The organism is Paenibacillus pabuli (genome assembly GCF_039831995.1).
GTDB classification, from domain to species: domain Bacteria; phylum Bacillota; class Bacilli; order Paenibacillales; family Paenibacillaceae; genus Paenibacillus; species Paenibacillus pabuli_C.
The window spans coordinates 2,748,287-2,762,995 of record NZ_JBDOIO010000003.1 but is presented as its reverse complement, the minus strand read 5'-3'; the positions used below and the strand labels follow the sequence as shown (position 1 = coordinate 2,762,995).

General features: G+C 45.3%; 7 protein-coding genes. 4 read left to right on the top strand and 3 right to left on the bottom strand.

Annotation, left to right across the window (positions count from 1 at the left end; all coding sequences use genetic code 11):
- Positions 1–170 precede the first annotated feature (170 nt).
- The 3 genes from ABGV42_RS14685 to ABGV42_RS14675 all read left to right on the top strand — a co-directional run bounded on the left by ABGV42_RS14685 (position 171) and on the right by ABGV42_RS14675 (position 7,915).
- Positions 171–1,328, top strand: a complete 1,158-nt coding sequence (locus ABGV42_RS14685) for a copper amine oxidase N-terminal domain-containing protein (protein WP_347382290.1) — start codon at positions 171–173, stop codon at positions 1,326–1,328.
- 601 nt (positions 1,329–1,929) lie between these two features.
- Entirely contained in the window at positions 1,930–7,485 is a 5,556-nt protein-coding gene (locus tag ABGV42_RS14680; protein WP_347382289.1) for an S-layer homology domain-containing protein, read from the top strand.
- A 217-nt stretch (positions 7,486–7,702) separates the two neighbouring features.
- On the top strand, positions 7,703–7,915 hold the full coding sequence (locus tag ABGV42_RS14675; protein WP_347382288.1) for an immunity 17 family protein: 213 nt from the start codon (positions 7,703–7,705) through the stop codon (positions 7,913–7,915).
- A 181-nt stretch (positions 7,916–8,096) separates the two neighbouring features.
- Here ABGV42_RS14675 and ABGV42_RS14670 read toward each other — a convergent pair whose 3' ends face one another.
- Together ABGV42_RS14670 and ABGV42_RS14665 are read right to left on the bottom strand one after the other, a co-directional pair.
- A complete protein-coding gene (locus ABGV42_RS14670) occupies positions 8,097–10,685 on the bottom strand; it encodes a glycine betaine ABC transporter substrate-binding protein (protein ID WP_347382287.1) in 2,589 nt (862 codons plus the stop codon).
- On the bottom strand, positions 10,651–11,880 hold the full coding sequence (locus tag ABGV42_RS14665; protein WP_347382286.1) for a quaternary amine ABC transporter ATP-binding protein: 1,230 nt from the start codon (positions 11,878–11,880) through the stop codon (positions 10,651–10,653). The genes ABGV42_RS14670 and ABGV42_RS14665 overlap by 35 nt, the downstream gene beginning before the upstream one ends.
- A gap of 494 nt (positions 11,881–12,374) precedes the next feature.
- Here ABGV42_RS14665 and ABGV42_RS14660 point away from each other — a divergent pair, with 494 nt between their 5' ends.
- The gene (locus tag ABGV42_RS14660; RefSeq protein ID WP_347382285.1) at positions 12,375–12,950 is read left to right on the top strand and encodes a GbsR/MarR family transcriptional regulator; all 576 of its coding nucleotides are present in this window, start codon (positions 12,375–12,377) and stop codon (positions 12,948–12,950) included.
- 105 nt (positions 12,951–13,055) lie between these two features.
- Here the strand turns inward: ABGV42_RS14660 and ABGV42_RS14655 are convergent, their stop codons facing one another.
- Positions 13,056–14,684 carry a helix-turn-helix domain-containing protein gene (locus ABGV42_RS14655; protein WP_347382284.1) on the bottom strand — a complete coding sequence of 543 codons (1,629 nt, stop codon included), beginning with the start codon at positions 14,682–14,684 and terminating at the stop codon, positions 13,056–13,058.
- Positions 14,685–14,709 lie beyond the last annotated feature (25 nt).

Below are 14,709 nucleotides of genomic sequence, written 5' to 3'. Positions count from 1 at the left end.
AGAATTATGATCTTCATGAAAGACATGAAAATAGAGAGGGGGATTTCCTGAATTAGAGATTTATTAATTTAGTCTAATACATAAGTAAGCCAAGACCATTAGATCGGGTTGAATGGATACTGGTTCTGTAACTGAATTACCAGCAACACTATGAAAAGGAGAAAAGTAAAATGAAGAGAATAACCGTTTTATTAATGTTTTTTATGTTTTCACTTGTATCGGTTGCATATGCCCAGGAGCGCGAAATTAAAGATATTCAGCTTATGCCTAGTAAAATCGAAGCGAAAGTTGGCGACAAAATTGATTTTGATGTTGCTTTGATTTATGACGAAAAGAATATGATGACCAGCGTGGATTATCCCTTTCTAGGTAATCATATAGCACTCTCCAAAACAGACTACACGATAACCAAACCTCATTTACTCAATCTCTTGAGTAATGGGATGTTAAAAGTGACGGGGGTGGGTTCATCAAAAGTCACAGTTAAGGTAGGAAATATTGAGAAATCGGTTATCATATCAGGCAGCTTGGACGATGCCGTTGATGGGGGATATATAAAAAATGGTGTTACTCTTCTTCCGATGAAAGAGGTATTCAAGGCCTTAGGAGGGAGTGTTACATACGTAGCTCAACAGGATAGCTTTACGATAAAAGTTGGTACTACCTTAATAACCCTTCCGAAAAGCGGAACAAAGGCAACTTTAGATGGGGAGCCATTAACGCTCAAGTCACCACTTCTTATTCAGAATGGCGTAACTTTGTTTCCTGCTTCTCTTCTCTCGGATGCTTTGGATGGAATATTAGTCTATAATGCCAATGCCAAGAAGATGGAAATATCTATAGATAAAGGAAAAATGGCTGTTAATATCGAACCATCTCAAAAACAAAACAGTGGAACATCAGTGACTTCAACTAAGGGAAAACTTTATGCAGTTGCGGCTACTGGGGATATGATGGGATGGAGCATTCTTAAGGGGCATCCCTATGAGAAGAGTATACGTGTTTACTTTAAAGTGAGCGGATCGAGTGTTCAAATCCATACTAAAGATATTCGTAAGGTCGACCTAAATAAAAAAGTAACATGGACAGATCTGGATGGTAAAAAACACACAAACACTATAAAGCAGTTGTATGTTGTTTTCGGGAAGTTAAGCAACGAATATACAAGTGAGATACTATACAAGATGTTTGGGAAAACCTATTCCGACTGGATTTTTGCATCTTCAGTAAATGCAGAAAGATATGTTGATCAGTATTTGGAACAAAAAGGATTAATCGAATCACCAGGGAGTAATATTACGTTGTTACCTGAAACCGAAGTTTATTAGCAAAAGTGTGTTAGTAACTAGGAAGTATTAATAGTGAGCTTTAATTTATATTCTAAACCACAAGAAACTCTCTGAATTCGGAGGTTATCTTGTGGTTTTCTTTATTGTAGATATTAACTTTTTACATACCTGCTCCAAAATTAACATTCCATTAATTAGGTTTGACTATGTTTTTAATATTTCAACTTTAGAATAGTGAAATGTGGTGGTCCAACTTGATCGTCATATCGTTTTGTCATGTGAAAAACATGACTTAAGTCCTGGTTCCAAGTGGATTTAAGGAAGAAATACTTGTCATCATATGTCGAAATTTTAATGGAGAGGATTATTTGTATGTTAATTTTAATGACGTAATTAGTTTGATTCGCACATAAATGTGACCTCGAAAGAACAAAATGACATATTTCTAATCAGGAATTAGTCCTATTTATCGATTTTTTATAAGTTTAATTCAAATTGTGTAATGTATATGTTCTATTTTATATCGTTTCATAAAAATAATGTTTACATCAGCTAATGGTTCAGTTATCTTATATTTGAACTAATGTACAAGCTCATTGAACAAATGATTGGAAATCCAAAACATGGGGGTAGGAAAAAGATGCACAGTAAGCAAATAAAGAGTTGGCTCAGGTTATTCTTAGCCATGGTCCTGCTGATAACAGGGGCAATACCGGCTGGGTTATTTACTAGCAAGGCAGCTGCAGCGGACGAGCCATTAACAGTTGCTCAGGCACAGGCTAAAAATTCTGACAAATCAATAGCAACTGTCGAGGGCTATGTTGTTGGTTACTACAACAGTGGATCTTCTATCCAGTTAAATCCTCCGTTTACTTCAGACACCAATTTTGCATTGGCAGATCGTCCTGAAGAAACGGATGTAAGCAAAATGATGCCAGTTCAAGTCCCAACCAATGCTCCTCGTAGTACTTTTGGTTTACAAAGTAATACTTCCTTGTATCATTCCAAAGTCCGTATTAACAGCGCTTCGCTGGAAACCTATTTCACGGTTAATGGAATTAAAAGCACCTCTTCAACCACCTTCCAACTAATTGATGAAACGCCTGAAACCAAGGTGGCAACCGTCACCGCAAATCCCTCCTCTGGTGCTGTTCCGGCTGGAACAAAGGTTACTTTGGGAACGACTACAGTTGGTGCAGCTGTTTACTACAAGCAGAATGGAGACACCGACTATCTCCCTTACACCATACCGATCACAGTAAATGATGCAACTCATATTGAAGCTTTTGCGGCAAGAGATGGTCTGGAAAATAGCGATGTTACGAATTTCGATTACACGATCGTGGACAATACTCCAATCTCCATCTCCAATGCCAGAAACCAATCGGAGAATACCCCGGTTACCGTTCAAGGGATTGTAACCTACCGAGAAGAGTCCGGAGGCCTAGCGAATCTGTATATTCAGGATGAGAATGCCGGAATCGTCGTTCGCGGAACGGATTCCACAGTAGAGCCGGGAGACCGTATTGAAGCGTATGGTCCACTGACTATTTATAACGGTTTGCTTCAGATAGAGAAAGACAAAACAGGGTTCCCAGGCGGTTACATCAAAATCCTGGATAAGAATCAAGAAATCCCTGAACCGATCACACTCACGTCCAAAGACTTCGCGCCTGCTGAGGGCGGAGGCAAGGGTGCAGGCGGTATTTTTGAGGGGATGCTTGTCGAAGTAAATGCAGTTACAGTGACAAGAAGCAGCAGTTCTACCTTTTTTGCGACAGATGCCGATGGTGCAGAAATCACGATCTATGCAAAAAATAGTCCAACTGCACTGGCAACAGGCAAAACATACGAAAAAGTGACAGGCGTCATGACGTATCACACAAGCTATGGCCTGGAGCTGATTCCACGTACGGCAGCAGATGTTGTCGAAAATCTGCTCTCAGTAACAGCTAGCGCTCCGTCCGGCGGTATCGTCAAAGGATCAGCCGTGACGTTATCCTCACCAACAGCAGGAGCAGAAATTTACTATACGATTGATGGAACAGAACCAACCCAAACATCTACACGCTATAGTGGCCCGCTCACAATAGACGAAGATACGGTTGTTAAAGCGATTGCCGTATCAGCTGGAAACACAAGTGGTGTATATAGCTTTTCGTACACCGTTCTTCAGGAACTGGACAACTTGAGAATCCACGATATTCAAGGAGGATCTCATAACTCCCTGTATAATGGTCTGGCTGTCCAAAATGTGGAAGGTATCGTGACTCATGTTGTAAATGCAAGTTCGTTCTACATGCAGGAGATTCCTGGCATGGAAGATGACGACGAAAAAACGTCTGAGGGTATCCTTATTTATAAATCTACGCATGGAATGGCGATAGGCAACAAAGTCACCGTATCTGGTCAAGTGAAGGAATATGCGTCAGCAATGACCGAGCTGGCGACAACTGAAATTGTTGCTACAGCCATTACGGTTGAAGGTGAAAATCAGACACTGCCTGAACCTGTTATCCTTGGGAAGAATGGGCGAATGATCCCTACCGTAATTGATTCGGATCAGTTTGGTGAATTTAATCCGGATGTGGATGCAATCGACTTTTATGAGAGTTTGGAAGGCATGAGAATACAGCTTGATCAAGCCACGATTATTGGTCCGTATTCCAGTGAGCCAGGATTGGCAGTCGTAGTAGATAATGGTGAAAATAATCTGTTACGAACGCCTGCAGGAGGCGTCATTCTGACAGGTGATGGTGCGGAACCATTCGAGAGTTCCCTGAATCCACAGCGGCTGTTTATCAATAAAAAGCCATCTCAGGCGGTTAAAACCGGAGACAAGCTCGCTGATTCAGTCAAAGGTGTGATGACTTATGCTAATGGAAATTTTAAGGTAGCTCCGGAGGGGAATCTGCCGACAATCATTTCGAGTGACCTCAAACAAGCGACAACAACAATTCAGCACTCCGAAGATAAGCTGACCATTGCAACTTTCAACGTGGAGAATTTCAGTCAGAAGGATGCTGCAAGAGCTATCAAAATCGGTGGTATTGTAGTCAACAATCTCAAAAATCCAGATATTATTGGCATTATGGAAGTACAGGATAACGATGGAGCTACCGACAGCGGGACAACTGCTGCGGATGCAAGTTTTCAGACTTTAATTGATGCCATTGCCAATAATGGTGGTCCAACTTATAAGTACACGGATATTGCTCCGGTAAACAACCTGGATGGTGGCGCTCCGGGTGCCAACATTCGTGTGGGATTTCTGTACAACGAGGCACGTGTTTCTTTGAAAGAAGGAACGAAAGGGGATGCTACAACAGCAATCCAAGTGAAATCGGATGGAACACTGTCCCTGAATCCAGGGCGTATTGATCCAACAAACGATGCATTTGCCAGCTCACGTAAACCTCTTGCGGCTGAGTTCGAATTTGGCGGGGAACGAGTGGTCGTGATTGCGAATCACCTTAACTCCAAAGGTGGAGATCTGAAGCCTTATGGTAGCATTCAGCCTGCGACACGAAGCAGTGAAATACAGCGTGCTAGACAGGCAACGGCAGTGAATGGTTTTGTGAAGGAACTCTTAGACAAAGATCCTAACGTAAATGTAGCGGTGCTTGGGGATTTCAATGACTTCCAGTTCTCCAAGACTTTGAATATTATTGAAGGTAATGAAATGGACAATCTGGTGAATAAACTGCCAGAAAATAAACGCTATTCCTACATCTACGATGGTAATTCACAAACGCTGGATCACATCTTGGTGAGCAAGAATCTGTCCGAAACGGCAGCCATCGAAGTGGTCCATGTAAATGCGGATTTTGAAACAGCTGACGGACGAGTGAGTGACCATGATCCACTGCTTGCACAGTTGAGCATTGGCAGCAGTGCGGAAGAAGGTGACTTCGATCTTCGTGTATTGCATACGAATGACACGCATGCGCACCTGGATAACATTCCGCGCCGCGTAACGGCAATCAAGGAAACTCGCAATGATAATACTTTGGTTTTGGATGCTGGGGACGTGTTCTCCGGAACCTTGTACTTCAATCTCTTCAACGGTCAAGCGGATCTGGAGTTCATGAACATGATCGGATACGATGCGATGACCTTTGGTAACCATGAGTTTGATAAAGGGACGGGCGTGCTGAAGGAATTCATTGAAAAAGCGGAGTTCCCATTCGTGAGTGCCAATATCGATTTCACAAAGGATGCCAACCTGGGCAGCCTGTACAAAGATACCATTGGTCAACCGGGTGAGGCAGCCGAGATCTATCCGGCAATAATCACGGAAGTGGGCGGTGAGAAGGTAGGGATTTTCGGCTTGACGACTGCGGATACCGTATCCCTGTCTTCACCAGGAGATGACCTGAAATTTGAGAATTACATTGCAAGTGCACAGGCAACAGTTGCAATGCTGCAAGAAGAAGACATTAACAAAATTATTGCACTGACCCATCTGGGCTATTCGGAGGACCTGAAGCTGGCAGAAGCTGTAGCTGGTATCGACATTGTAGTGGGTGGTCATTCACACACGATTCTGAACAAGCCGGTTGTGGTGGATACTCACACAGACCCAACGCTGGTTGTACAAACGGGAGAATATGATGTTTCCCTGGGTCAATTGGATGTCACATTCGATGCAGAAGGCGTATTGAAATCGTGGAATGGCAAATTACTGAGTCTGGACGCGAAAGATTCCGCTGGTAACTATGTATATGAAGATGATCTGGCTGCAAAAGAAAAGCTGGCAGAGTATGCGCCACAGCTGGAAGAGTTCAAGAAAGAAGTCATCGGCAAAACGAACGTATTCCTTGATGGAGAACGTGGTAACGTGCGCAAGCAGGAAACCAACCTTGGGAACCTGATGACAGACGGCATGCTGGAGAAAGTGAAATCCATCGTCAAGGAAAACGATGTGAAGGGATACGTAGCCATCCAAAACAGTGGTGGTATTCGGGCATCGTTCCAGAAGGGTGACATTACCTTGGGTGATCTGCTCACTGTCATGCCATTCGGTAACAATCTGTCTGCACTGAAAATGACAGGAGAGGAAATTACGGCAGCTCTGGAAAATGGCGTGAGCGGTGTGGAAACGGGAGAAGGACGCTTCCCGCAAGTGTCGGGCATGCGCTTCTACTACGACTCCACAAAACCGGGCGAGAAGATTGATTCTACGACCAACACTGTGACACAAGAAGGTCAACGCGTGGTGAAAGTGCAAATCAAGAATGCGGATGGAACGTACACGGATATGGATCCAAACGGATACTACATCGTGGCGACCAACTCTTTTATGGCAAATGGCGGAGACTTCTACCGCTCCATGAGAGCAGCGAAGGATGATAACCGATTCTATGAACTGAATTTGGTAGACTATGAGATATTCCATGAGCATTTGGATCGAGTAGGTGCAGTTAATCAGACAACAGAAGGCCGCAGTACGGATCTGAAAGGATCTCCGCTTCCGGGTGACGGAAACGGAAGCAATCCTGGTAATGGTGGGGGCAACAACGGTAGCAATCCGGGCAGTGGCAACAGTGGTGGAGGTACAACAACACCAACAACACCGGTAACACCAACCAAGCCAACAACACCAACAACGCCAACTGTTCCGGGTAATGAAAACGGCGGTGGAACAACAACACCGAATCCGGGCGTCATTCTCAAGGATATCGGCAATCACTGGGCAGCTGCTGCAATCGAGCAGGCCATTTCCCGGGGAATTGTAAACGGATATGCAGACGGTAATTTCCGTCCTAATGCTCCGGCAACACGTGCTGAATTTGCAGTAATGCTTGCGAGAGCATTCGAACTTCCAGCCAGCAACAAGGCGTTAACGTTCAAAGATGCTGAACAAATCCCGGCTTGGGCACAATCGTTTATAGCTCAGGCGGTTGAGCAAGGCATTATCAGCGGATACACCGATGAGACATTCCGTGCATCAGGCAAAGTATCACGCGTGGAAATGACAGTCATGCTGGTAAGGGCACTGGGACTTCCGATTGAATCAAATGCAACGCTAAGCTTCGCTGATGCAAATAAAGTTCCGGCTTGGGCAGTTCCTTACATTGCGGCAGCTTATGAAGCCGGATTGGTTAAAGGATCAGGCAATAACATGTTTAATCCGCTTGTGGAGGCAACTCGTGCGGAAGTGGTTACATTGCTAATCTCGGCAAGTGATCTTTAATTGAATCCGTAATCGAAGAAATCTTGTTTACAAACAAAAAACAAATCAGGGTTGTTCTAACCTCTAATGTGTTTTAATGAGTTTGACTTCTAGCGCTCGATTGAAACGGTTTGCAGATCACAATCTGTAAGCCGTTTTTTTCTATTTAATTACTGTCCAATTTCGCCGTGAGCGCGTATAGTAGACAGGATTATAATGGAAGGAGTGACGGGATAGCATGCAGGATCAGCCCGTTTTGCTTGCTTTGGTAGCGATCATCGCAGGGATTTTCAGTATGGTGGGCGGTATGAAAAATTGGGATTGGTTTATGAATACCTTTCAGGCTGGAATTTTCGTGAAAACGATCGGGCGTCAGGCAGCGAGAGTTGTCTATAGCATTTTGGGAGTAGTACTCATTGCCATTGGCGTGTTATTGTTCATGATTGGATAAGAAATTAGAAAGTTTACGTATACTTACATAGCTCCATTAGAAACGCACTGTGAAGATTAGGAGATCGAGATTAGGCTCGAAACAAACCCGTTTATCCGATGGTGAAAAAGTAGCCCATAAAAAAGACCACCGAATTCGGTGGTCTTTTTTCCAAATTGAGGTTGATTCAACTCGATCTGGTTTAATTATCTTTTAAATCGTTAATGGATTGAATATCCATATACGCCGGGACAACAAGTCCGGTTTTGACACCTGTCATGTTGGCACCCAGATCATCGATCTGATCTTTGTATTTATCCCAGTAGTCTGCATGTGTGAGCGGAAGCCAGGCAGCTGGTGAAGCATCGACATCACCTGTGGCTACCCCGGTCCACATTGGACCAGCTTCGACTTGCAGGGCGTTGACAGTATAACCCAGTTCCGTCTCAAGCACGTACTTCAGGAGGTTGGTGCTTGCAATTTCAGAGTCCCATGCAACATAACCGAGACGCAGGGTTTTACCACTAACCGGCGTTAAACCTTTGGTCCATTCGCTAATTTGATCTGCATGTTTTTCGGCATAATCCTTAGCTGCCTGTTCTGGTGAAGTGCCACCTTGGATGGCGATCATCATCTCGCCCATTTCTTCCGAGGTCCATTGGAATCGGGACAGGAATTCATAGGCAACAGGTTGATCTTCTTTCAGTCCCTTGCGTGCAATGGTGTGAATCTCTTCAGCATCACCGTACACTTTGTCGGGATCATCCAGATACTTCAGGTCATATTGATTGAACATCCAGTGGGGTGTCCATCCCGTAATGATAATGGGCTCTTCATTTTTGAAGGCTTTATCGAGTGTAGCTGTCATGGCCGCACCGGAACCTTCAACGAGGTTCCAGTTGGACAGACCGTAATGTTCAATTGCATTTGCTGTGGATTTCATGATGCCGGCGCCTGGATCGATACCGATGATCTGATGGTTCACTTCATCGCCTACTTTGGCATTAGCCGTTGGCGCGGAGGAAGCAGCACCTGTTTCCAGATCTTCGATCGAATTCACGTCCGTCATGTATGAAGGAACAACGAGACCTGTGCGTACACCGGTCATATTGGCTCCCAGATCTTCCACTTGGTCTTTGTAACGTTCCCAGTAGTCAGCATGCGTGAGTGGCAGCCAAGCTGCTGGAGAAGCGTCTACGTCACCTGAGGCAACGCCAGTCCACATCGGTCCAGCTTCAACCTGAAGGGCGTTTACTTTATAGCCCAGTTTGTTCTCCATCACATATTTCAGCAAGTTGGTGCTGGCAATTTCGGAATCCCAAGCAACATAGCTAAGTTTAAATGCATCGCCGTTAACAGGAGTCAGACCTTTGGTCCATTCGTTAATCTGATCCGCATGTTTCTCAGCGTAGTCTACGGCAGCTTGTTCAGGAGACGTACCATCCTGAATGGCAATCATCATTTCGCCCATATCTTCCGAAGACCACTCGAAGCGGGACAGGAACTCATAAGCTACAGGATGATCTTCCTTCAAACCTTTACGTCCAATGGTATGAATCTCTTCGGCATCACCGAAGGATTTCTGAGGATCTTCCAGATATTTCAGATCATATTTGTTGAACATCCAGTGCGGAGTCCAGCCTGTAATAATAATTGGTTCTTCCGCTTTAAGTGCTTTGTCCAATGTGGCTGTCATGGCTGCACCAGATCCTTCGATCAGAGTCCAGTCAGACAGATTATAATCATCAATGGCTTTGGCAGCAGATTTCATGATCCCTGCACCTGGGTCAATACCAATGATCTGATAATTGACTTCTTCGCCTACAGCATTTGCTGCGGAGTTGTTGCCGCCGGCAGAAGTACTGCTGCCAGTGAAGTATTGAGAGAATCCGGCAACGAGTACAACGAGTGCAGCTGCTGCAGCAATCCACGCTTTCTGTTTGGAAGATACGCGGGAGGTCTTTTTACGACCTGGCATAAACAGGTTTTGCGTGAAACGGTCGAGTACAATCGCGAGTACCACGACAGCCAGACCCGCTTCAAAACCTTTACCGATCTGAAGCTGCGTTACCGCACGATATACTTCCGCACCAATACCCTGTGCACCGATCATGGATGCAATGACAACCATGGACAGCGACAGCATAATGGTTTGGTTGATACCCGACATCACGGTAGGCAAGGCGAGAGGAAGCTGTACTTTGAACAGTTTTTGCATGGAAGTCGAACCAAATGCATCGGCCGCTTCAACCAGTTCGCCAGAAACCTGTTTAATACCCAGATGGGTCAGACGAATGGTTGGCGGAATCGCGAAGATAACCGATGCGATAACACCCGGAACGACACCAAGACTAAAGAAGGTTACAGCTGGCAGCAAATACACAAAGGCAGGCATCGTCTGCATGAAATCAAGCAAAGGCGTAATAATGCGTGCTGCGGTTTTGCTGTAAGCCAGCCATATTCCGACCGGTACACCAAGCAGGATCGAGATCAATCCTGATGTGATAACCAGGCCGAGTGTATCCATGGATTGGGCCCAATATCCCAGGTTATCTACGAGCAAGAACCCGATCACCGTAAATAGCGTAAGTGGCAACCGGCCAAGAAGAAACGCGAGTACACCAAGTATCGCAATAAACAGGAGTGGATGGGGGAGCATGAACAGCCCTGAGAAAAATCCGACAACCTCCTGAATAACAACAGAAATGACGTTAAACAATCCGGAGAGCGAGGAGCTCATCCAGTCAACGATGGCTTCAATCCACGACGCTAGTGGTATTTTGGGAATCATTCACGAGTTCCTCCTTTACTGCAACTTCACCGCTAAGTGCACCCAGCAGGGCACCGCGGACGATAACACCTTGCAGACGGCCATTCTCACCGACGACAGCGAGAGGCACATGGGCTGAACTTGTAATCTCAAACAATTCGTGAATCAGAGTTTCAGGTGGAACCGTTGGTCCATCTGTAATCAGAATGTCATTCAATTTTTTGCTTTCACGCATCGCACGGGACGCATCTTCTGCAGTGATGACACCAAGCAATTTCTTCGAACGGTCAATGACAAACAGGTTGGAAATACCACGTTCGCGCATTAATTCGAGGGCAACACGAGGACCACGGTCAAGCGTAATCGTTTCAGGGCGCCGCATAACATGTGATGCAGTGAGGACTTTGGACAAGTCCACGTCTTCGACGAAGCGGGCCACATATGAGTTGGCCGGTTGAATCATAATTTCTTCCGGAGTACCGATCTGCACGACAGCGCCGTCCTTCATGAGGGCAATACGATCGCCGATGCGCAGCGCTTCGTCCAAGTCATGGGTAATGAAAATAATCGTCTTTTTCATTTTATCCTGAAGCTCAATCAGTTCATCCTGCATATCCCGGCGGATCAGTGGGTCAAGCGCACTGAACGCTTCATCCATTAAGAGTACTTCCGGGTCATTGGCAAGCGCACGAGCCAAGCCGACACGCTGCTGCATACCACCACTCAGTTCATCTGGCATCTTATCTTCCCAGCCTTTAAGGCCAACCAGCTCAAGTGAGGTTTTTGCTTTCTCCCGGCGAACAGCTTTGTCTACCTTTTGGATTTCAAGTCCATACTCCACATTATCAAGAACGGTACGGTGCGGGAACAACGCAAATTTCTGGAATACCATGCTGATTGTTTTCCGACGTACTTCGCGCAATTGTTCTTTGTTCATTTTACGTAGATCCTTGCCATGAACGAGAATTTCGCCGGACGTTGGTTCAATCAGTCGATTGAACATCCGAACCAGTGTGGATTTACCACTCCCCGAAAGTCCCATGATGACAAAAATCTCACCTTGCTTAATTTCCATGTTGACCCGGTTGACACCAACCGTTATCTGTTTTTCTTTGGCCAACTTTTCTTTTCCCCAACCTTGCTCTAGTAATTGTAGACCTTGCTCGGTTTGGGGGCCAAACAGTTTACTTACATTCTTTACTTCAAGTATGGTCATGTTTTCACCCCTTCTGATGTGTTGTGCACTTCGAACGGCTTTCAGCATCCACAAGCCCATACACTTGTGCGCCCAGCCACGAAATCCGGTAATTGTTGCTTCGCTTCCCGTCTTTCTGGGTAACGTTTTGTATTGTATCAATACTTAACCAGTATATCAACCGAATAAACAGTACATAATGTTTGTACAGTAAAAACTGTACAAAGTTTTCCTTCCGAATGCTCTATCTTTCTCCTTATTCTGGCTAATAAGTCGCCTTTACATTTGATTTTGCTTTTCCTACAATAGAAAATGAGCTAATTTAAGCTGTTTTTGGTTAAAAGTTAGTCGTAGGCAGATGCAACCTGGTAAGGTTCCATTTTCATACATTGGGTGAATGAAAGCCCTCTGGCATATAGGATGTCCGGCCGGATGCTTTCCCATGTAAGCAGGATCTTGTATGGTTGCAATTATTTGTGCCAAGACTGGGAATGTTCAGAATGGAGGTTGCAAGCATGGGCTTGGACCATTTACAAGAAGAACAGCAGGCAACCGTGCTTAGAATCCGTAAACGCGTCATTGAAGCTATCGGGCGTAATATGGATCTATACGGTGTTACGCTGTCCACGGGACACTTATATGGATTGCTTTTTTTTGCAGACAAACCAATGACCCTTGACGATATGGGCCGGGAAATGGAAATGAGCAAAACGAGCATGAGTACCGGCGTACGTACACTGCTGGATCTGAAAATGGTGAATAAGGTATGGAACAAAGGCTCACGGAAAGACCTATATGAAGTGGAGTATGACTGGCACCAAACGTTTACGGATTATTTTGCGATTAAATGGAGAAAAGCTGTGGAGAGTAACCTGCAGGTGCTGCGCAAGTCCGTTGAGGAGCTGAATCGATTGATTAAGGACCTGGACGAACATGCAGATGCCGAACTTCTTCACATTCTAAAGGAAGACAAAAATAAAGTGTTGCAAGCGGAAGCATATTACAAATGGCTGGACCGACTGATCGACACCATGGAAAATGAAGAAATCTATAAACTGGTTCCGCGGGAAGAGATTCAAGATCACTCTTAAGTAGAACCAATAAGTAGAACCAAGAAGGCGCTCTCCTGAATGGAGGCGCCTTTTTGTTGTCTATTTATTAATGAAGAAACTAATTTGATTTCGTTCCCGGATGGATTACAATTGTCCGATGAGTCCGGCATGAGAGAGGGCTGCATGCTGTTCTGCAATGTGCACTAGTTCATCCATAATTCGGTGGCGTCCCGAAGGCGTCCAGCTCATCATCAGCCAACTTGAAATATCATGCACATTGCCACCAAGTACAGCAGGCGAACGATTCCATGAGGACGTTTGTTTCAGTCGTCGCAGCAGTTTTTCGCTGGCCGGATGCATGGAGAGACGGTGAATGAACAAGTGATCCGTATCCAGCAAAGGAATGTGCTCGGTGGGGTAATCCACCCACTGGTGTTCTGGCGGAGCGATCTGTGCAGGCTGCAGCCTCAATTCGGTATACAACAAATCACTCAGGGGATGATTGATGGAACCCTGAAGCCGAATCATTGGGGGCTTAACCTCGACAAGTGTAACCCGTTCATGATCAAAAAACTGTTGCAGACGTTTGCCCACATCCAGCGTTCGGAATTCAAGCTGTTTGAAATGATCCATGGCTTGTTTCTCCCGCCCAACCAGCTCGGCAATACGGGCATGAATTTGTTTCCAGTCCTGAACAGGTTCAAGTAGGACGGTTGGCGCAATACTTTTCAGTTTATCGTAATAAGGTTCATGGTGTGTGTCGGCAATAATCAGATCAGGCTTCGATTGACGGAGCTTGTTGAATTGCATTGTTAGCCTACGCTGGTGATCCTTATCGCTCAGTTCCTGATCATTGAATCCGTTCAGAGTCGCGATCGCTTCCAGCCCTAGTGAGGATAAATTATTCTCCAGGCCCAGTACGGATGCCGTCGCTATTCGTAATTGCTCTCTCTTCATATATATACTGGGTGCAATGCCTACGGCCTGTTTAAATTTGCGGTTAAAGTAATATTCGTTGCCATAACCTACGGATTCAGCGACATCTTTGATCGAACAATGCTCCTGCTGCAGTTGTTGTTTGGCTTCGTTAATCCGTAGTCGATTCAGGTAGTCCGTTGGTGACATGTCTTTGGCCTTTTTGAAGCTGCGGGAGTATGAGCTCGGAGTGAGTCCGGCGATCTTGGCCAGCTGGTCCATACTTATCCCTTCACCCATGAATCGGTGCATATACCTAATGCTACGCTCCAGCGCAGGGTCGACCTTCTCTTGATTAGCTTCTAGACGATTCTCGGAAATGTACTGCAGCAATTCGTGGAGCTGGGTGTGTATATTGATAAAATGTTCCTGCTGAATGCCTTGGTAGGCTGTATATAATTGTTCAATGCGCGAGACCATCTGCTGCTCATGGCGAACAGGCATTGGACCGGTGGACCATTGGAAGGGTAGACAGGAATCTGAATTCATCTTCCATTCACCACGCACTTGCTTTAAATGGACCGTATCCATGGATAGGAGAATACATTCTGTTATTCCGGACCGTGAGGCAGCCTCAATTGTGGTTCCTTTTTCTAGCACAAATAGTTGATGGGCGCGCGCTTTATGTATTTGATCATTAAGGATCAGGACACCTTCTCCTTGCAAAACAAGACACAGCATAGGCCGGGAAACCGTCTTGCCATGCACACGGAAATTCTCCCCACGGCGCACACGGCACATGGAAGAGAGGAGTGGTAGAGTTGAGGTTTCAGAAATGAAGGGGAGCTGTTCATTCATACGGACCATCCTTTTGTCTTATTTT